Genomic DNA, 18,239 nt, shown 5'->3' with positions numbered 1-18,239 from the left:
CAGAAGCCATGTTGAGCTTCGGCAGATCCTTTATCGACCCGTCATCGGCTGCTGGCCCAGAACATCGCGGCACCTACCGCCAGAATGACAATGAATAAAATGGCCCAGGTATCCACGGATCTGCCTGGCTTGGTTACTTTCGGGTGCTTGCTCATCGCATCGCCTCTTGTCGGTCTTGTTGGTGATTGCACATGACTGGAAGTATTCCGACACCTGTCTGGCATCGGTCAACGTTCAGTTAAGTCGAGTCTTGCCCACACGGCAAGCAGGGATATGAACAAGGGTCGTTTTGCTTATCGCTTTTAGTGATTTGCATATATATAAACATCACTTTTATCGATAACTGCAAACTGCTATCGTCGCCTTCGCTCCCCGGGGAGTGCGCGGCCGTGCGCGCAGAATTGACCAGATGAAGCAGGATACAACGAGCAGCGGGCTTTTCCAGACTGACGCCACTGCCCTGCTTCATGACGAAGCCTGAGAACAGGACCTATATGTACGTATACGACGATTACGATCAGAAGATCATCGAGGACCGCGTCAAGCAGTTCCGGGATCAGACCCGACGCTACCTGGCCGGGGAACTGAGCGAAGAAGAGTTTCGACCGTTGCGCCTGCAAAACGGTCTTTATGTTCAGCGCTTCGCGCCAATGTTGCGCGTCGCGGTGCCCTACGGTCAGCTGACCTCGCGCCAGGCGCGCATGATGGCGAAAATTGCGCGCGACTACGATAAAGGCTATGCGCACATCAGCACCCGCCAGAACGTACAGTTCAACTGGCCCGCGCTTGAAGATGTTCCCGATATTCTCGCTGAACTGGCGACCGTGCAGATGCACGCTATCCAGACCAGCGGAAACTGCCTGCGCAACGTCACCACCGACCAGTTTGCCGGTGTGGCCGCAGACGAACTGGTAGACCCGCGCCCATGGTGCGAGATCGTCCGCCAGTGGACTACGTTCCACCCTGAATTCGCTTACCTGCCGCGCAAGTTCAAGATTGCGATCAATGGTTCGACCAGTGACCGCGCAGCCATCGAAGTGCATGACATCGGCCTCGAGCCATTGCGCAACGAAGCGGGCGAGCTGGGCTTTCGCGTTCTGGTGGGCGGCGGCCTTGGCCGTACACCGGTCGTCGGTGCCTTCATCAATGAGTTCCTGCCGTGGCAGGACCTGCTGAGCTACCTCGACGCCATCCTGCGGGTCTACAACCGCTATGGCCGTCGCGACAACAAGTACAAGGCGCGAATCAAGATTCTGGTCAAGGCGCTGACCCCCGAAGTGTTCGCCGCCAAGGTCGACGCTGAAATGGCTCACCTGCGTGGCGGTCAGACCACCCTGACCGAAGCCGAAGTGCAGCGCGTTTCCCGGCACTTCGTCGACCCACAATACAAGGCACTCAGCGATCAGCACGCCGAACTGGCAGCGCTGGATGCTCAACATCCCGGCTTCGCTCGCTGGCGTCAACGCAATGTGCTGGCGCACAAGAAGCCTGGCTACATTGCCGTGACCCTGTCGCTCAAGCCAACTGGCGTCGCTCCTGGCGATGTGACCGACAAGCAACTGGACGCCATCGCCGACCTGGCCGATCGCTACAGCTTCGGTCAACTGCGCACCTCTCACGAGCAGAACATCATCCTTGCCGATGTCGAGCAGAGTGAGCTGTTCACCCTGTGGAACGAGCTGCGCGACAATGGTTTTGCCACACCGAACATTGGCCTTCTGACCGACATCATCTGCTGCCCGGGCGGTGATTTCTGCTCGCTGGCCAATGCCAAGTCGATCCCGATCGCCGAATCCATCCAGCGTCGTTTCGACGATCTGGACTACCTGTTCGATATCGGCGAGCTGGACCTGAATATCTCCGGCTGCATGAACGCCTGCGGCCACCACCATGTCGGCCATATCGGCGTGCTGGGCGTGGACAAGAAAGGTGAAGAGTTCTATCAGGTCTCGCTTGGCGGCAGCGCCAGCCGTGACGCGAGCCTGGGCAAGATTCTCGGCCCTTCCTTTGCTCAGGAGGCGATGCCTGACGTGATCGAGAAGCTGATCGACGTCTACGTTGAAAAACGGACCGAAGACGAGCGTTTCATCGACACCTACCAACGTATTGGCATTGACCCTTTCAAGGAGCGCGTCTATGCAGCGAATCATTAAGAACAACGAAGTCATCGATGAAACCTGGCATCTATTGCCCAAGGACACGACCTTTGACAGCCTGTCGAACTGCGACGACCTGATCGTGCCGCTGGCGCTGTGGCGCGAACACGCGCATGCGCTGAAGGCACGCGATGGCGGTCTGGGTGTGTGGCTGGACAGTGATGAAGAGGCCGAGGAAATCGGCGAGGATGTCGACCATTTTCAGGTCATCGCCTTGAATTTTCCGGCCTTCACAGATGGTCGCAGCTTCTCGAATGCGCGCCTGTTGCGTGATCGTTATGGTTACAAGGGTGAGCTGCGTGCCATTGGCGACGTGTTGCGCGATCAGTTGTTCTATATGCGCCGCTGTGGCTTCGATGCGTTTGCAGTGCGTGCCGACAAGGACCCGTACGAGGCGCTGGAAGGTCTGAAGGACTTCTCGGTCACCTATCAGGCTGCGACCGACGAGCCGCTGCCGCTGTTCAGGCGCCGTTGACTCAGGCGCCTTGGCGGGTGCTCACCTAAGATGACTATCGTCCCCACGCTCCACGTGGGAATGCAGTTCGTGACGCTCTGCGTCACACGGCGATTCTGCGATGTCAGTTGGACTGGGGGTCGGCTCAAGTCACCTTTTCGCCCCTCGGCGACTCACTTTGAGGGACCAAAGTGAGCAAAGTCCCAGCTCCGTTTCCGGCCTGACTTCGTCGGGTTCCTTCGCCCTGTCACTGATCCGGGGGTCGCCGCAACGGGCATTCCATGGCCCGGTGCGGCTAGCCTGGCGTCCTGCCAGGCTACCCCCGGATCAGCGCCAGGACTCAGCCGTCACTTACGTCGCAATTTGCGTCGTCAGGGCCATCGCGGTTGAAAAGCACTTTAGAGCAATTTGGATTTGGCTAAAGGCACGGCTCTGAAACTGATGACTATCGTTCCCATGCTCCGCTTGGGAGTGCAGTTCGTGACGCTCCGCGTCACACAGCGGTTCTGGGATGTCAGGTTGATTGGCGTTCGGTTCAAGTCAGTTTTTCACTCACACCTACCAGAACCGCTGCTGGGTCAAACGTCCCCACCACTTGGTGGCCAGTTGATCCGCTGAGGTGGCTGCCGCCATGCCCATGCGCTCTTGCAGGCTCTTGCGTTGCACGTAGTGCAGGTGGAACACGTCTGCATCCTTGGCCCGCTCAGCCAGGTACTCGTCACTAGTCTTGAGTTCATCGACCAGCAGCTTGTCGACCGCAGCCATGCCCAGCCATACCTCGCCGGTCGCCACTTCGTCGATGGATAATTGCGGGCGGTAGCTGGCAACGAAGTTCTTGAACAGATCGTGGGTGATGTCCAGGTCCTGCTGGAATTTCTCGCGGCCCTTTTCGGTGTTTTCGCCAAACACGGTCAGGGTGCGCTTGTATTCACCTGCGGTCAGCACTTCGAAATCGATGTCGTGCTTTTTCAGCAAGCGATTGACGTTGGGCAGCTGTGCCACCACGCCAATGGACCCGAGGATGGCGAACGGTGCGCTGATGATCTTGTTGCCTATGCACGCCATCATATAGCCACCGCTCGCAGCGACCTTGTCGATGCATACGGTCAGCGGGATGCCCGCCTGACGGATGCGCGCCAGTTGCGAGGACGCCAGGCCGTAGCTGTGGACCATACCGCCGCCGCTTTCCAGGCGCAGCACCACTTCGTCCCTGTCGGTGGCCAGGGTCAGCAGCGCGGTGATTTCATGACGCATGCTTTCAGTGGCCGAGGCCTTGATGTCACCGTCGAAATCCAGCACGTAGACACGGGCCTTGGGCTCGGCCTGCTTTTTCTCTTTCTTCAGCGCCTTGCCTTGCTCCTTGCGCAGCGTCTTCAGGCGCTCTTTATCCAGCAATGACTGCTCAAGGCGTTCGCGCAGGCCTTTATAGAAGTCATTGAGCCGGGTGACCTGCAATTGTCCGGACGACTTGCGTCGGCCCTTGCCACGCATGGACGCAATGGCAACCAGCACCACAACGATGGCGATCACCAGCGTCACGGTCTTGGCCAGAAAACTTGCGTAATCGACAACGAAATCCACGAATATCCCTCATTAGTGTCAGGCCCTTACCAATCAAGGCCTGTGATGAATGCAGCATACCGACGCCCTGTGCGGCGCACCAGCCAATGACCCGTTACAAACCATTAAAACGATGATTTCAAACGAGCGTATGTTTTTTCATTGACAGTCCCCAGGCATCCCTCATAACCTCGCAGGACCTTCGGCGTACCGAGAAGAAACGGACGTGGGCAGCATCTACCTGATACGACATGGCCAGGCCTCATTTGGTGCAGAGAATTACGACGTGCTGTCGCCCATGGGGATTCGTCAGTCTCAAGTGCTGGGCGCCTACCTTGCCGAGCAGGGCCTGAGCTTCGATCGCTGTGTGTCCGGCGAGCTCATGCGCCAGAAAGACACCGCCCAGCATGTGCTGGGCCAGTACACCGAGGCAGGCCTCGATACGCCTGATGTGCAGCTGGACAGCGCGTTCGATGAATTTGATGCCGAAGGTGTGATCAGGGCGTTGATACCGGCGATGCTCGAAGATGAACCACAAGCGCTGGATATTCTGCGCGATGCCGCCGCAAACCCTGCAGGGTTCCAGCGCCTGTTCAACCTGATTACCAGGCGCTGGCTGAGTGGCAACCACGACACACCGGGGCTGCAAAGCTGGCAGGCGTTTGTGACGCGCGTTGAAGCAGGCCTGAAGCGGATTCTCCAGGCTGCCGGTTCGCATGAGCGTATCGCGGTATTCACCTCCGGCGGCACCATTACCGCCCTGCTGCATCTTATTACCGGAATGCCTGCATCAAAGGCGCTGGAGCTTCACTGGCACATCGTCAACACGTCGTTGCACCAGCTTAAATTCAAAGGCAACGACGTGACCCTGGCTTCCTTCAACGGTTACACACATTTGCAACTGCTGAAGGCGCCGGAGCTCATCACCTATCGCTGAGCCCGGCCAATAGCGTCCTGTCGGACGCTGGCACTCACTCTAAAAGGATCACCCCATGACCTCAGTAGCAGACGCTGTACAGACCATGAAAAACAAGTTCAACCCAGCTGCTGCTGCCGGTCTGGACCTGGTCTTCGGCTTCAACATCACCGACGAAGACAAGCATTACGCCCTGATCGTCAAGGACAGCACCTGCGAACTGCAGGAAGGCGAAAACCCGGACGCCAACGTGACCCTGGTCATGGACAGCCAGACCCTCAAGGGCATCGTCAGCGGCGAGACCGACGGCATGCAGGCGTTCATGGGTGGCAAGCTGCGTGCCGAAGGCGACATGATGCTGGCCATGAAGCTCAGCGAACTGTTCCCGGTATAAACCTGCAGCGCAGCAGACTGTACCACCTGAAAACCGAAGCCCTGCCGGCTTCGGTTTTTTATGCGCGCACCTTTCTGTAAAAAAGCAATCAGAGCCACTGATTGCCCGGCAACACGCTAGCCTATAAAGCGGTCATATGCTTGATCGTGGATTGGACGATCATTAGATTAGTCAATAGTTTGCGCTGACCAAAATAAACACAAGGGATACGTATGGCACTGACTGACCAGTCCACCGAGATTCGCAACGGCGAAGAACTGGACGCCTCCCTGATCGATGCGTACCTGAAGGCGCACGTGCCGGATCTTCACGGCACACCGACGATCAGTCAGTTTCCGGGCGGCGCATCGAACCTGACCTATCTGCTTCAGTACCCTGAGCGGGAACTGGTACTGCGTCGTCCACCTTTCGGACACAAGGCGCGCTCAGCCCATGACATGGGTCGCGAATACCGCATTCTCAATCAGCTCAAGGAAGCCTTTCCCTACTGTCCCGAGGCGTATCTGTACTGCACGGACGAGTCACTGATCGGCTCGGAGTTCTACGTCATGCAGCGCGTCAAGGGGATCATCCTGCGCTCTGACCTGCCGTCGGAACTGGCGCTGGATGCAACACAGACCGAACAGCTGTGCAAAAACTTCATCGACAAGATGGTGGACTTGCATCGCGTCGATTATCAGGCCTGTGGCCTGGGTGACCTCGGCAAGCCGCAAGGCTATGTACAACGGCAGATCTCCGGCTGGTCCGAACGCTATGAAAAAGCACTGACCCCGGACGCTCCAGCGTGGGAGCAGGTCAAGCGCTGGCTGGTAGACAAAATGCCTGCCGACTCGCCCACCTCGAGCATCGTGCACAACGACTACCGTTTCGACAATGTGATCCTCGACCCGGCCAACCCGATGCAGATCATCGGCGTGCTGGACTGGGAGTTGACTACGCTCGGCGATCCGCTCATGGACCTGGGCAACACCCTCGCCTACTGGGTACAGGCCGACGATCCAGCCCCGGTTCAATTGATGCGCCGCCAGCCGAGCAATGCGCCGGGGATGCTGACCCGCCAGGCATTTGTCGACTATTACGCCGAGCGCGCTGGCGTGCGCATAGACAATTTCGATTTTTACTACACCTATGGCCTGTTCCGTCTGGCCGGTATCGTGCAACAGATCTACTACCGGTTTTTCCATGGCCAGACCCAGGACAAACGCTTTGCCCAATTCATTCACATGAACAGGCTGCTGGAGCAGATGAGCCTGAGCGTGATCGAAAAATCCAGCCTCTGACCGCCAGCGCCAAGACAAGGAAATGACATGTCCAGAACCCAGCTCTTCGACCTTGATGGCAAGGTTGCATTCGTTTCAGGTGCCAGCCGAGGAATCGGTGAAGCCATTGCTCGGCTGCTGGCCCAGCAAGGCGCGCACGTTATCGTCTCAAGTCGCAGGCTCGAGGGTTGCCAGGCAGTGGCGGACGCCATCGTCAGCGAGGGCGGCAAGGCAACAGCCATCGCCTGCCACATCGGTGAGCTGGAACAGATAAGCAGTGCATTCGCGCAGATTCGCCAACAGTTCGGGCGCCTGGATGTATTGGTCAACAACGCCGCCACCAACCCACAGTTCTGCAACGTGCTGGACACCGATCCCGGCGCCTTCCAGAAGACAGTCGACGTCAACATTCGCGGCTACTTTTTCATGTCCGTCGAAGCCGGCAAGCTGATGCGCGAAAACGGCGGCGGCAGCATCATCAACGTGGCGTCCATCAACGCGGTATCGCCGGGCGCCTATCAAGGCGTCTATTCGATGACCAAGGCAGCCGTGGTCAACATGACCAAGGTGTTTGCCAAGGAGTGCGCCGAGTTCGGTATTCGTTGCAACGCCCTGCTTCCCGGTTTGACCGACACCAAGTTCGCATCGGCACTGGTCAAGAACGACGCGATCCTCAACATGGCGCTGTCGCAAATTCCACTGAAACGCGTTGCCGCTCCGAGCGAGATGGCCGGCGCGGTGCTTTACCTTGCCAGCGAGGCCTCCAGCTATACCACCGGCGTGGCGCTGAACGTCGACGGCGGCTTCTTATCCTGAAGGTTCACGCGACTGGCAAAAAGAAATTGAATTAATTTTCCATTATTAAAATTTATGGAATATATTTTCCTCATAACAACAATCCGTTCTGGAGAATGTCATGCGGGAATCCCTTTCCACATCACCTGCGCAATTGGGTATCGGACTGATCGGCACCGGCTTCATGGGCCGCGCCCATGCGTTGGCGTTCGGCAACGCCAACGCCGCGCTTGATCTGCCTGCACGTATACGGCTCTCCGCGCTGGCGGACGCCGACAGTGCGCGCGCTGAGCAATGCGCAAGCGCCTGGGGGTTCGACCGCAGCCACGCTGACTGGCAGCAGTTGATCGATGACCCGTACGTGCAGATCGTGGCGATTACCACCCCCAATCACCTGCACTTTCCCATGGCCATGGCCGCCATCGCTGCAGGCAAGGCCGTGTATTGCGAAAAGCCGCTGGCCGTGAGCCTCGCCCAGGCCGATGAAATGCGCCGTAGCGCCAAGGCTGCGGGGGTCGTCACCCAGGTCGGCTACAACTACCAGCACAACCCGATGATCGGCCTTGCCAGAGAAATGATCGAAGCCGGCGAGCTGGGCGAGATCGTCAGCTTTCAGGGCGAGTTCAGCGAGGATTTCATGGGTAATCCGGCCTCACCCTGGTCGTGGCGCTGTGAAGCGGCGCATGCGGGCGGTGCGCTGGCCGATCTGGGCAGCCACTTGCTGGCGATGGCTCGTCATTTGCTGGGCGACGTCGAAGCAGTCTGCGCTGACTCCAGCACCGTACACCGTGAACGCCCGGCGAGCCTCGGCAGCCAGCAGATCCGCGCCATTGCAGTGGACGACCAGACCCACGCGCTTCTGCGCTTTGCCAACGGTGCGCGCGGAACCTTCAGCAGCAGTTGGCTCAAACACGGCTACAAAAACCATCTGAGTTTCGAGATCAGCGGCACCAAGGGCACGCTGGCGTTCGATCAGGAGCGGCTCAACGAGCTGCGTCTCTACCGTACAGGCGCAGCCGGACGCGATGGTTTTCAGCGTCTGCTGGCAGGCCCTGCACAACCGGGTTATGCCGCATTCTGCCCGGCTCCCGGCCACCAGTTGGGCTACAACGAGCTCAAGGCGCTCGAAGTACAAGCGCTCATCCAGGCCGTATGCGGTCAGCGCAGCCGTGGCCCGGACTTCGAGGAAGCGTGGCAAATCGAGCGCCTGGCGACGGCCATTCGCGTGGCCGCTGCCGAGCAACGCTGGGTCGCGCTCACCGACATCTGACTTCCTGCAAACGTTGTACAAGGGGTAGAATGCGCCACGTTCGGGCAGCCATTCTGCCCCCTTGCCGTCCTCGCCATAAGCCCTCTGCCACCATGCCTTTTGAACTCAGCGTCGACCTGACCACCCTCGCCATTCTTGCCGTGGTCGCTTTCATAGCGGGATTCATAGATGCCATCGCCGGTGGCGGCGGACTGCTGACCACCCCTGCGCTGATGACAGCCGGCCTGCCGCCGCATCTGGTGCTGGGCACCAACAAGCTCAGCTCGACCTTTGGTTCAGCGACGGCCAGTTTCACCTTCTACCGTCGCAAGCTGTTTGACCCAAGACAATGGCTGCATGCAGTGCTCGGCACTGCCGTCGGTGCTGCGCTGGGCGCGGTGATCGCCCATTACCTGCCAGCCGAATGGCTGAACCAGATGTTGCCGGTGATTGTGTTCGGTTGCGGGCTGTACTTGTTGTTTGGTGGCACGCCCAAGGCGCCCCTGGACAGCAATGCGCCGATCAAGAAGAAATGGCAGCTGCCGCAAGGACTGGGACTGGGTTTCTACGACGGTGTTGCCGGGCCGGGTACCGGTGCCTTCTGGACAGTCAGTACCCTGCTGCTCTACCCGGTGGATCTGGTCAAGGCCAGCGGCGTGGCGCGCAGCATGAACTTCGTCAGCAATGCCGTGGCATTGTCGGTGTTCATCTTTTCTGGCCAGGTGGATTACATCATCGGCCTGAGCATGGGCCTTGCGGTGATGCTCGGTGCCTACTTCGGTGCAGGCACCGCGATCAAGGGTGGTGCCAAATTCATCCGACCGGTGTTCATCACCGTGGTACTGGGCCTGACCGTGCGCCTAGCCTGGCAGCACTGGTTCGGGGGCGCCTGAACGCTCGGCCAGGTACGCCTCGATAAGGTAACGGGCAATTGACCGATTGGCTGGTAACGGCGGCAGGTCATCGACATGAAACCAGCGTGCGTCTTCGATTTCTTCTGCCTGTGGCACGATTTCGCCGCTTTCGTATTCGGCATGGAACCCGAGCATCATCGAGTGCGGGAACGGCCAGCACTGACTGCCCCGGTACTTGAGGTTCTTGATGCGCACCTGCACCTCTTCCATCACCTCGCGGTGTACGCAGTCCTCGGCAGATTCACCCGGCTCCACGAACCCGGCCAGTGCGCTGTACATACCGGTGACGAAACGCGGTGAGCGGGCCAGCAGGATTTCATCACCCCGGGTAACCAGCACGATCATGCTCGGCGAAATACGCGGGTACAGCCGCAGGTTATCGTGCTCGCAGAACATCGCCCGCTCTCCGCGAATCTGCACGGTGGGACGACCGCAGGCACCGCAGAAACGGTGTTCTCTGGCCCATGTGCTGACTTGCGCGGCGTAGCCGAGCATCTGGAAAACAGCGAAATCGCCTTCCAGCATGAACTGACGCAAGCCCTGCCAGGCGCAACCCTCGACGCTAACCGAGCGTTCCAGCACCAGCAGGTAGACAGGCTCACCGTCGAAATAGCCGATGCCGTGCTCGCTCTGCACCGGCAGGTCCTGCGCAGCCACCCAGTTTCTGGGGAACAGCACCCCATTGGCATCCAGCAAAAAACCCTGATCCCCCTGAACCACAGCCAAACCGCCAGGGGCCTCGACATCCAGAACTGCAGTTGTCCAACGCTCCGGGCGCGACATGGGAAACTCCTTAGCTCAGACTCGAGCCTTTGTCATGTATCAATTATCGAAGACCGGCTTCTGCTTGCTCATCTGCGCAGCCATCGCCAATTTCAGGTCAGGTGATTGCAGCATGGCTGCGTTCCAGATGGCAACGTGTTCCAGACCGTCCTCCACTCTGTGATCACGCATGTAGCTGATCATTTGCTTGGTGCCCTCGATGGCGAGGGGCGATTTGCCGGCTATTTCCCGAGCCACCGCCAGGACACCCTGCAACAGACCGTCCGGGTCATCGAAGGTGCGATTGACCAGCCCGATCCGTTGCGCCTCTTCAGCGCCGACGGTACGCCCGGTGTAGGCCAGTTCGCGCAATACACCATCACCGATGATCCTTGGCAGCCTTTGCAGCGTGCCGACATCGGCGGCCATGCCCATGTCGATCTCGCGAATGGCGAACTGCGCGTCGGCCGCCGCATAACGCATGTCACACGCGGAAATCAGGTCGATGGCGCCGCCCAGGCAATAGCCTTGAATGGCGGCGAGAACCGGTTTTCGGCAATTGTCCACGGCAGTGAACGAGGCCTGCATGTCGCGGATCTTGCGCCGCAACAGACGGGCATTACGCCCGGCATCCTTGCCCATCTGGCTGGCGACCGAGGCCAGCAGTGCCAGATCGATACCTGACGAAAAGTGTTTGCCCGCACCGCTGAGTACCACGACGCGTACCTCGTCAGTGCGCTCTATCCAGTCGAAAATGTCGATTATCTCCGTCCAGAACGACTCGTTCATTGCGTTGAGTTTTTCAGGCCGGTTGATTTGTACGTGAGCAATGCTGTCGGCCAGCTCGACCCGGAAACTTTGATAATCGGTCACGACGTGATCCTCAGGCAGATTGGGGTGTTCAGGTGCAGGACTATAACAACAGCACCCGATACATCGTAACCGGGCTGAACTGACATTCGCCGGACCCGCAAACCACCCGCACAGCTATATTGGATATGGCCGCCCCCCTCAAATAGAGGGAACGGCCGCATCACCTTAAGGTCCAGTAATGAATAGCAACAAAACCTGTGCGGTTATCAGAGGGCGATACTTGAATACGTCAAAAGCGGCAACCGGCATTGAAGGCCTGGACGACATCCTTGCAGGAGGTCTTTCACGCAGTCATGTGTTTCTTCTTGAGGGAGAGCCCGGAACCGGCAAGACAACCGTGGCCCTGCAATTTCTGCAGGCCGGAGCGGCAGCGGGCGAAATATCCCTGTACATCACCCTGTCCGAGACTGAAAGCGAGTTGCGCTCGGGTGCAGCCTCGCACGGCTGGGAGCTCGACGAACATATCAATATCTTCGAACTGACGCCGCCTGAAAGCCTGCTCGACGCCGATCACCACCAGAGCCTGCTCTACTCCTCCGACCTGGAACTGGGTGAGGCGACGCGGCAGATATTCGAGGTGGTCGAGCGCGTCAAACCCACCCGTGTGGTGATCGACAGCCTCTCGGAAATCCGTCTTCTGGCGCAGAGCTCGTTGCGCTACAGGCGCCAGATTCTGGCCATAAAGCATTATTTCACTCGCTATAACGCGACGGTCCTGCTGCTGGATGATCTGACCACCGAGGCGCTGGACAAGACTGTGCACAGCGTTGCCCACGGCGTGATTCGTCTGGAATCACTGACACCTACTTACGGTGCCGAGCGCAGACGCCTGAAAATCGTCAAGTACCGTGGCCAGAAATACCGTGGTGGTTTTCATGACTTCAACATTGCCGAGAACGGCATTCAAGTCTTCCCGCGTCTGGTGGCTGCCGAGCACCGCTCCAACTACGCGCGCACTCAGTTGAGCAGCGGCATCAAGGAACTGGACGATCTGCTGGGCGGCGGCATCGAGGGCGGCTCCAGCACCCTGATTCTCGGCCCGGCCGGTACCGGGAAATCGCTCATCTCGCTGGTTTTTGCCGCACAGGCGGTGGCGCGCGGCGAGCGTGTCGGCCTGTTCATATTCGATGAGGAAATGGGCCTGCTGTTCGAGCGCATGCTCAAACTGGGGATCGACCTGCGTGCGCTGCAGGAAACCGGCAATCTGGTGGTCGAACAGATCGACGCGGCAGAGCTGTCTCCAGGCGAATTCGCACACCGGGTGCGGCGCGCAGTCGATAAAAAGCAGATAAAGACCGTCGTCATCGACAGTATCAACGGCTATCAGGCGGCAATGCCGGAAGAAAGCGCGCTGGTTCTGCATATGCACGAGCTGCTGCTCTACCTCAACCGCCAGGGCGCCTCGACCTTCATGACCGTAGCGCAACATGGGCTGGTGGGCGACATGCGCTCGCCGGTGGACATTACCTACCTTGCCGACAGCGTGATTCTATTGCGCTATTTCGAAGCGCTGGGTCAGGTACGCCGTGCGATATCGATCATCAAGAAACGTACCGGCACTCACGAGTCCACTATCCGAGAGTATCGCATCAGCTCCAGCGGGTTGAAAATTGGCGAACCACTGGCGGCCTTTCAAGGCGTACTGCGCGGTGTGCCGTCGTACATGGGCGACAAGAAACCGCTGCTGGAGGATGACGACCTGTGAGTATTCCAGGTCTGTTGTCAGAGCGCGCGATCATTCTCGCCCCACGCGGGCGGGACAGTCAGATTGCCACGCGCATTCTCGACGAAGCGGGCTACCCGGCAACGGTAGCCCGTGATGTGCCCGAGCTGGTCAGAGAGCTGAGCGCGGGCGCCGGCCTGGCGATCATCGCCGACGAGGCACTGCGTAACGCCGACATGACCCCGTTGCTCGAACTCCTCGGCCGTCAGCCACCCTGGTCGGACCTGCCGATTGTTTTGCTGACCCATCACGGCGGACCGGATCACAACCCGTCGGCACGCATGGGCAACCTGCTGGGCAACGTGACCTTTCTCGAACGTCCTTTTCATCCGGTGACGCTGGTCAGTCTGGTCATGACAGCGGTGCGCGGTCGAAGACGACAGTATGAGGCCCGGGCGCGCATGGAGGACCTTCACGAAAGTGAAGACCGCCTGCAGAATGCTCTGAAGGCCGGCAGGCTGGGCTCATGGGTACTGGAAGCGGAACACCTCAAGCTGACCTGTTCGGACATCACCAAAAGTCACTACGGCCGCGACGAGCAGAACACGCTTGATTACGAAGAGTGGCTGGCCGCCGTTTACTTTGAAGACCAACCGAGGATGCAATCGGCACTACAGCGCAGCCTGGACACCGGTGTCGACTTGATCATCGAATACCGCAATGTCTGGCCGGACGGTTCACTCAATTGGGTGGATGTACGCGCCCGGGCCACTCGCAGCAAGAACGGCCTGGTCGGCTCACTGGCCGGTGTGACCTCTGACATCACCGAGCGCAAACAGGCCGAGTCGCAACTGCGCCGCCTCAACGAAACCCTCGAACAACAGGTGGAAGAGCGGACCTCGCAGCTACGTCACAAAGAGGAGATTCTGCGCCAGTCACAGAAAATGGAAGCGGTCGGCCAGTTGACCGGCGGGATTGCCCATGACTTCAACAACATGCTGACCGGCATTATCGGCAGCCTGGAGTTGATAAGACGCCGGCTGGCGCGTGGCCGCATCGAAGACCTGAATGGCTTGATCGATCTGGGGGTCACATCGGCCAACCGCGCGGCCGCCCTGACCCATCGGCTGCTGGCCTTCTCACGGCGTCAGTCGCTGGACTCCAAGCCGGTCGAAATGAACCATCTGGTCAATGCCATGGACGAACTGCTGCAGCGCAGCGTCAACGAGAGCATTCACCTGCAACTGCGTCTTGCGCACGATCTGTGGACCGCAGAAGCCGACCCCAACCAGTTGGAGAGCGCCCTGCTCAACCTGGTACTCAATGCCCGCGATGCCATGCCTGATGGCGGTACGCTGGTGGTCGAGACCTCCAATCAGCGGCTGGACAGATCGTTCACCAACGCCTACGAGAACCTGCTGCCAGGTGACTATGTCGTTCTGAGCGTCAGTGACAATGGCTGTGGCATGCCTGAAACCGTCATCAGTCGGGCGTTCGACCCCTTCTTCACCACCAAAGCCATCGGCCAGGGCACCGGCCTGGGGCTTTCGATGATCTACGGCTTCAGCAAGCAATCGCACGGCCACGTCCTGATCAAGAGCGAGGTCGGCGTCGGCACTACCGTACAACTGTTTCTGCCGCGCTTTAAGGGGCTTGCGTCTGAGGCAGAGCAGAGTTTCCAGAGCAATGCGGTTTATGCCGAGAATGGCGAGACCGTGTTGATCGTCGAAGACGATCCGGCAGTGCGCGCGCTGGTCAGTGAGGTGCTCGGTGAACTGGGCTATATCTTCATCGAGGCCGGAGAAGCGGCGGACGCCGTGCCGATACTCGAATCGGGACGGCGCATCGATCTGTTGATCAGCGATGTCGGGCTGCCAGGCATGAACGGCAGACAGCTGGCGGAAATTGCCCGGCAACTGCGGCCGGAGCTCAAGGTGCTGTTCATCACCGGCTACGCAGAACATGCGGCGGTGCGCGGAGGTTTTCTGGACACAGGGATGCAATTGATCACCAAACCCTTTGCGTTCGATCACCTGACTTCAAAAGTACGGGAAATGATAGAAGCCTGAGCAATGCTCAGGCTTCAGGTAGCGCAGATTTGTCCAGTTGCCCGCCCACTCGTCATCAAGCCAGCAGTTTCTGAATCTGGGTATGCAAGGTGTCCATGGTGAAGGGCTTGGCGAGAATGGGTGCCTTCAACGCAATCGGGCTGCCCGAATCGAGTATCTCCGCCGGGTAACCGCTGATGAAAATCACCTTCAACTCAGGCCGCAGCATGATCGCAGGCTCGGCAATCTGGACGCCCGAAACGCCGCCCGGCAGCCGATAATCGGTGATCATCAGGTCGAGATGGGGTTTGGTCGCCAGAATCTCGAAAGCCTGCTCGCCGTTCTCGGCTTTCAGGACACGATAACCCTCACCCGACAGATAATCGGCCAGAAGCATCAGGATCAGGGGCTCGTCTTCGACGATTAGTACGACGTTTTCTGCATCAGCGCTCATTGAACTGCCTTTGATCTTATAAATAGCTGCCATTACGACCACGGCACGCGTGGGAGGTTGCGCCAACCTGTGATTAAACTTGACTGCCAGTGGCGGCGACCTTACAGAGGCAGACAGATTCGAAACACCGAGCCCTTGCCCTCTTCACTCTCCACTTCGATACGACCGCCGTGCGCCATGACGATCTGATCGGAAATGAACAGCCCAAGACCTAATCCGGCAACAGCGTGATTGCTCGACACCCGCTCGAACTGCTGAAAGATGCGCTTCTGGTTTTCGGCCGTAATGCCAATACCTTGATCCCTGACTTCGATGAACGCCTCGCTGTCCTTGCTGTACACATGCACTTCAATCGGCTTTCGCGCACCGTAACGCAGCGCGTTGGTGAGCAGATTGGCAACCACCTGCTCGATACGGAATTCGTCCCAGACGCCGATTACCGGCTGTTCGGCAAACCGGGTGACGCTGGAATCGGCGGCAGCGATCTGTGCGGCAAAGCTTTCCAGCAGCTGCGTGACCAGTTCGCTGAGGTCGAACGGGCTCGGTCTGATCGACAGCTTGCCGGTGCGGATCCTCGATACATCGAGCATGTCTTCGATGAGGCGGATAAGACTCTGAATCTGTCGCTCATCGCGATCGACCATCGCGTGCAGCTTCTCCATGGTAAACGCTGCGGCGTTGTCCTTGGCCAGGTGCAGCTTGCGCAGCTGGGTCTCCAGAATAAGGCCGTTGAGCGGCGTGCGCACCTCGTGGGAGACGATAGACATGAAGTCATCCCGCATGCGAATCGCGTGTTCCAGCTCGCCCTGAGTCGACTGCAGACGCTTGAGCAAGGCTTCCTGCTCCTGGCGACTGCGCTCAAGCTCCTCGACCTGTATTTTCATGGCCTTGCGCTGTCGGTAGAGATCGACGAACACATTGACCTTGCTCTTTACCGCGTGAATATCCAGCGGCTTGTGCAGGAAGTCCACGGCACCGCTTTCATAGCCCTTGAAGGCGTAATTCAGCTCGCGCCCGGCAGCACTGACGAAGACGATTGGAATGCTTTTGGTCTTTTCCGTGCTGCGCATCAGCTCGGCCAGCTCGAAGCCGTTCATCCCGGGCATCTGAACGTCGAGGATGGCCATGGCGAATTCGTGCTGCAGTAGCAGTGACAGTGCTTCGTCCGCAGACAGCGCCTTGTAGACGATTCGATCGCCGCGCTTGATCAGCGCTTCGAGCGCCAGCAGGTTTTCCGGCAAATCATCGACGATGAGCAGTTTTGCCTGAATTTCACTTAACATGCGGTTCGTTCCAGCTCGACCAGCAAGCGGCCAATATCGTTCAGGGAAAGGAGGTAATCGGGCGAGTGCAGCGCCAGGCCCGCTTCAGGCATGGTAGACGCCTGGGCCTGCGCGGGGTCCTGAATCACCGTGAAACCACCGTACTTCTTGATCTGCAGCAACCCGTTCGCGCCGTCATTATTGGCACCGGTCAACAGCACGCCAGCCAGTCGCGGCGCATAGGCATCAGCGGCCGAACCGAACAGAATGTCGATACTGGGCCTTGAATAAAACACCTTGTCCTCCTGACTCAGTGACAGGGAAAAGTCGGACTCCACCGAGACGTGATAGCCCGCTGGCGCAACATACAACGTGCCGGGCACTATGCTCTCCTTGTCGTCGGCTTCCTTGACCGGAATTGCCAGACGGTTCTGAAACACATTGGCCAACTGGCTATGCCGATCATCGGGCAGATGCAGGACCATCAGGATAGGCAATGAAAACCCTTTGCGCAGGCCGCTGAATATCTTCAGCAGTGCTTCCACGCCGCCCGCCGACGCACCGACCACAATGGCATCCACTACCGGCAAAGAGTGGCTGGGCGCTTCATCGCCAAACGTGGTTCTCATGATTTCCGGTAAATCCGCTCGGGTTTCACCAGCGCCTCGAAAGCGCCACCGTAGGCGGAGAATTCCAGCGTTTCCTTGCTGCCCAGCGCCAGAAAGCCACGATGACACAACGAATCATGAAACAACCCGAATGCTCGATCCTGAAGCTTTTTGTTGAAATAAATCAGTACGTTACGGCAAGAAATAAATTGCGTTTCGGAGAATACACTATCTGTGGCCAGACTGTGATCGGCAAACGTGACGTTCTCGCACAGCGTCTTGTCGAAGATCGCATAGTCATAGGCAGACGTGTAGTACTCGGCAAAATCGCGCTGCCCTCCCGCCTTTCGATAGTTCTCGGCATAGGCCCGCACGTTGTCCATGGAGAAGATGCCCTGCTTGGCCTTTTCCAGCGAGCTGGGGTTGATATCGGTCGCATAGATGATGGTCCGCTCCAGCAACCCCTCCTCGCGCAACAGAATAGCCGTGGAATAGACCTCTTCGCCCGTGCTGCAACCGGCGATCCATACCTTGAGTGACGGGTAAGTGCGCAGCACCGGCACAACTTCGTTGCGGATCGCCAGAAAGTGCGACGGGTCACGAAACATCTCACTGACCGGAATCGTGAGAATCTGCAGCAGTTGCATGAACGCTGCAGGATCGTGGAGCACACGCTCCTGCAAGGCGGAGATGGTTGCACAATCGAACTGACGCAACGCATGGATCACGCGGCGCTTCACAGAAGCGCCGGAGTAGTCACGAAAGTCGTAGCTGTACTGAAGATAAATCGCTTCGATCAGCAGGCGCAGTTCGATGTCCATGCTTCGATCAATGGGCATGGTACCGCCCGGGGCTGGCATCGCAGACGCCCC

General features: G+C 58.6%; 17 protein-coding genes. 10 read left to right on the top strand and 7 right to left on the bottom strand.

Translation table 11 applies throughout. The features are described 5' to 3' along the window. The first annotated feature begins 494 nt into the window (after nucleotides 1-494). Both V476_RS23580 and V476_RS23575 read left to right on the top strand, forming a co-directional pair. Nucleotides 495-2,153 carry a nitrite/sulfite reductase gene (locus tag V476_RS23580; RefSeq protein WP_003410272.1) on the top strand — a complete coding sequence of 553 codons (1,659 nt, stop codon included), beginning with the start codon at nucleotides 495-497 and terminating at the stop codon, nucleotides 2,151-2,153. Then, the gene (locus V476_RS23575) at nucleotides 2,137-2,631 is read left to right on the top strand and encodes a DUF934 domain-containing protein (RefSeq protein WP_003306050.1); all 495 of its coding nucleotides are present in this window, start codon (nucleotides 2,137-2,139) and stop codon (nucleotides 2,629-2,631) included. Before V476_RS23580 ends, V476_RS23575 begins: the two co-directional genes overlap by 17 nt. A 537-nt stretch (nucleotides 2,632-3,168) precedes the next feature. Here V476_RS23575 and sohB read toward each other — a convergent pair. Continuing rightward, on the bottom strand, nucleotides 3,169-4,191 hold the full coding sequence (sohB, locus tag V476_RS23570; protein ID WP_004404729.1) for a protease SohB: 1,023 nt from the start codon (nucleotides 4,189-4,191) through the stop codon (nucleotides 3,169-3,171). Nucleotides 4,192-4,396: 205 nt separating this feature from the next. Between sohB and V476_RS23565 the strand changes: the two genes are divergently transcribed. From V476_RS23565 to V476_RS23540, 6 genes are all read left to right on the top strand, one after another. After that, a complete protein-coding gene (locus tag V476_RS23565) occupies nucleotides 4,397-5,107 on the top strand; it encodes a histidine phosphatase family protein (protein WP_024959849.1) in 711 nt (236 codons plus the stop codon). A gap of 55 nt (nucleotides 5,108-5,162) precedes the next feature. After that, nucleotides 5,163-5,480, top strand: coding sequence for an SCP2 sterol-binding domain-containing protein (locus V476_RS23560; RefSeq protein WP_003348992.1), 318 nt, complete (start codon nucleotides 5,163-5,165; stop codon nucleotides 5,478-5,480). Nucleotides 5,481-5,692: 212 nt separating this feature from the next. After that, nucleotides 5,693-6,760, top strand: a complete 1,068-nt coding sequence (locus V476_RS23555; RefSeq protein WP_024959848.1) for a phosphotransferase family protein — start codon at nucleotides 5,693-5,695, stop codon at nucleotides 6,758-6,760. A 27-nt stretch (nucleotides 6,761-6,787) separates the two neighbouring features. Beyond that, the gene (locus V476_RS23550) at nucleotides 6,788-7,555 is read left to right on the top strand and encodes an SDR family oxidoreductase (protein WP_003348996.1); all 768 of its coding nucleotides are present in this window, start codon (nucleotides 6,788-6,790) and stop codon (nucleotides 7,553-7,555) included. A gap of 100 nt (nucleotides 7,556-7,655) precedes the next feature. Continuing rightward, nucleotides 7,656-8,804, top strand: coding sequence for a Gfo/Idh/MocA family protein (locus tag V476_RS23545; RefSeq protein ID WP_017278200.1), 1,149 nt, complete (start codon nucleotides 7,656-7,658; stop codon nucleotides 8,802-8,804). A 92-nt stretch (nucleotides 8,805-8,896) separates the two neighbouring features. After that, nucleotides 8,897-9,676 carry a TSUP family transporter gene (locus tag V476_RS23540; RefSeq protein WP_003318068.1) on the top strand — a complete coding sequence of 260 codons (780 nt, stop codon included), beginning with the start codon at nucleotides 8,897-8,899 and terminating at the stop codon, nucleotides 9,674-9,676. Here the strand turns inward: V476_RS23540 and nudC are convergent. Together nudC and V476_RS23530 are read right to left on the bottom strand one after the other, a co-directional pair. Further along, a complete protein-coding gene (gene nudC / locus V476_RS23535; protein ID WP_024959847.1) occupies nucleotides 9,644-10,480 on the bottom strand; it encodes an NAD(+) diphosphatase in 837 nt (278 codons plus the stop codon). The two genes, V476_RS23540 and nudC, sit on opposite strands and share 33 nt — an antisense overlap. Nucleotides 10,481-10,519: 39 nt before the next feature. Next, nucleotides 10,520-11,332 carry a crotonase/enoyl-CoA hydratase family protein gene (locus V476_RS23530; protein WP_024959846.1) on the bottom strand — a complete coding sequence of 271 codons (813 nt, stop codon included), beginning with the start codon at nucleotides 11,330-11,332 and terminating at the stop codon, nucleotides 10,520-10,522. Between the two features lie 220 nt (nucleotides 11,333-11,552). On the opposite strand from V476_RS23530, the gene V476_RS23525 reads away from it, so the two are divergent. Together V476_RS23525 and V476_RS23520 are read left to right on the top strand one after the other, a co-directional pair. After that, a complete protein-coding gene (locus tag V476_RS23525; RefSeq protein WP_004417880.1) occupies nucleotides 11,553-13,037 on the top strand; it encodes an ATPase domain-containing protein in 1,485 nt (494 codons plus the stop codon). Further along, complete coding sequence (locus V476_RS23520; RefSeq protein WP_024959845.1) at nucleotides 13,034-15,064, top strand: response regulator; 2,031 nt, start codon at nucleotides 13,034-13,036, stop codon at nucleotides 15,062-15,064. The genes V476_RS23525 and V476_RS23520 overlap by 4 nt, the downstream gene beginning before the upstream one ends. Nucleotides 15,065-15,119: 55 nt before the next feature. Here V476_RS23520 and V476_RS23515 read toward each other — a convergent pair whose 3' ends face one another. The 4 genes from V476_RS23515 to V476_RS23500 form a co-directional block, all read right to left on the bottom strand. Further along, the gene (locus tag V476_RS23515) at nucleotides 15,120-15,497 is read right to left on the bottom strand and encodes a response regulator (RefSeq protein ID WP_003318062.1); all 378 of its coding nucleotides are present in this window, start codon (nucleotides 15,495-15,497) and stop codon (nucleotides 15,120-15,122) included. 101 nt (nucleotides 15,498-15,598) lie between these two features. Next, nucleotides 15,599-16,780 (bottom strand): hybrid sensor histidine kinase/response regulator, encoded by a 1,182-nt coding sequence (locus V476_RS23510; protein ID WP_003420766.1) that lies wholly within the window; start codon nucleotides 16,778-16,780, stop codon nucleotides 15,599-15,601. After that, nucleotides 16,774-17,388: a chemotaxis protein CheB gene (locus V476_RS23505; protein ID WP_024959844.1), complete on the bottom strand. Its 615-nt coding sequence runs from the start codon at nucleotides 17,386-17,388 to the stop codon at nucleotides 16,774-16,776. The genes V476_RS23510 and V476_RS23505 overlap by 7 nt, the downstream gene beginning before the upstream one ends. Next, nucleotides 17,385-18,206: a CheR family methyltransferase gene (locus V476_RS23500; protein WP_003347171.1), complete on the bottom strand. Its 822-nt coding sequence runs from the start codon at nucleotides 18,204-18,206 to the stop codon at nucleotides 17,385-17,387. Before V476_RS23500 ends, V476_RS23505 begins: the two co-directional genes overlap by 4 nt. Between the last annotated feature and the right edge of the window lie 33 nt (nucleotides 18,207-18,239).

The sequence above is a fragment of the Pseudomonas syringae KCTC 12500 genome (assembly GCF_000507185.2).
Lineage (GTDB): Bacteria > Pseudomonadota > Gammaproteobacteria > Pseudomonadales > Pseudomonadaceae > Aquipseudomonas > Aquipseudomonas syringae.
This window is presented reverse-complemented; position numbering and strand designations above follow the sequence as displayed.

Coding starts and splice junctions, on each gene's coding strand:
- V476_RS23580 (WP_003410272.1), top strand. CDS start 495: ATGTACGTATACGACGATTACGATCAGAAGATCATCGAGGACCGCGTC.
- V476_RS23575 (WP_003306050.1), top strand. CDS start 2,137: ATGCAGCGAATCATTAAGAACAACGAAGTCATCGATGAAACCTGGCAT.
- V476_RS23560 (WP_003348992.1), top strand. CDS start 5,163: ATGACCTCAGTAGCAGACGCTGTACAGACCATGAAAAACAAGTTCAAC.
- V476_RS23555 (WP_024959848.1), top strand. CDS start 5,693: ATGGCACTGACTGACCAGTCCACCGAGATTCGCAACGGCGAAGAACTG.
- V476_RS23550 (WP_003348996.1), top strand. CDS start 6,788: ATGTCCAGAACCCAGCTCTTCGACCTTGATGGCAAGGTTGCATTCGTT.
- V476_RS23545 (WP_017278200.1), top strand. CDS start 7,656: ATGCGGGAATCCCTTTCCACATCACCTGCGCAATTGGGTATCGGACTG.
- V476_RS23540 (WP_003318068.1), top strand. CDS start 8,897: ATGCCTTTTGAACTCAGCGTCGACCTGACCACCCTCGCCATTCTTGCC.
- nudC (WP_024959847.1), bottom strand. CDS start 10,480: ATGTCGCGCCCGGAGCGTTGGACAACTGCAGTTCTGGATGTCGAGGCC.
- V476_RS23515 (WP_003318062.1), bottom strand. CDS start 15,497: ATGAGCGCTGATGCAGAAAACGTCGTACTAATCGTCGAAGACGAGCCC.
- V476_RS23510 (WP_003420766.1), bottom strand. CDS start 16,780: ATGTTAAGTGAAATTCAGGCAAAACTGCTCATCGTCGATGATTTGCCG.
- V476_RS23505 (WP_024959844.1), bottom strand. CDS start 17,388: ATGAGAACCACGTTTGGCGATGAAGCGCCCAGCCACTCTTTGCCGGTA.
- V476_RS23500 (WP_003347171.1), bottom strand. CDS start 18,206: ATGCCCATTGATCGAAGCATGGACATCGAACTGCGCCTGCTGATCGAA.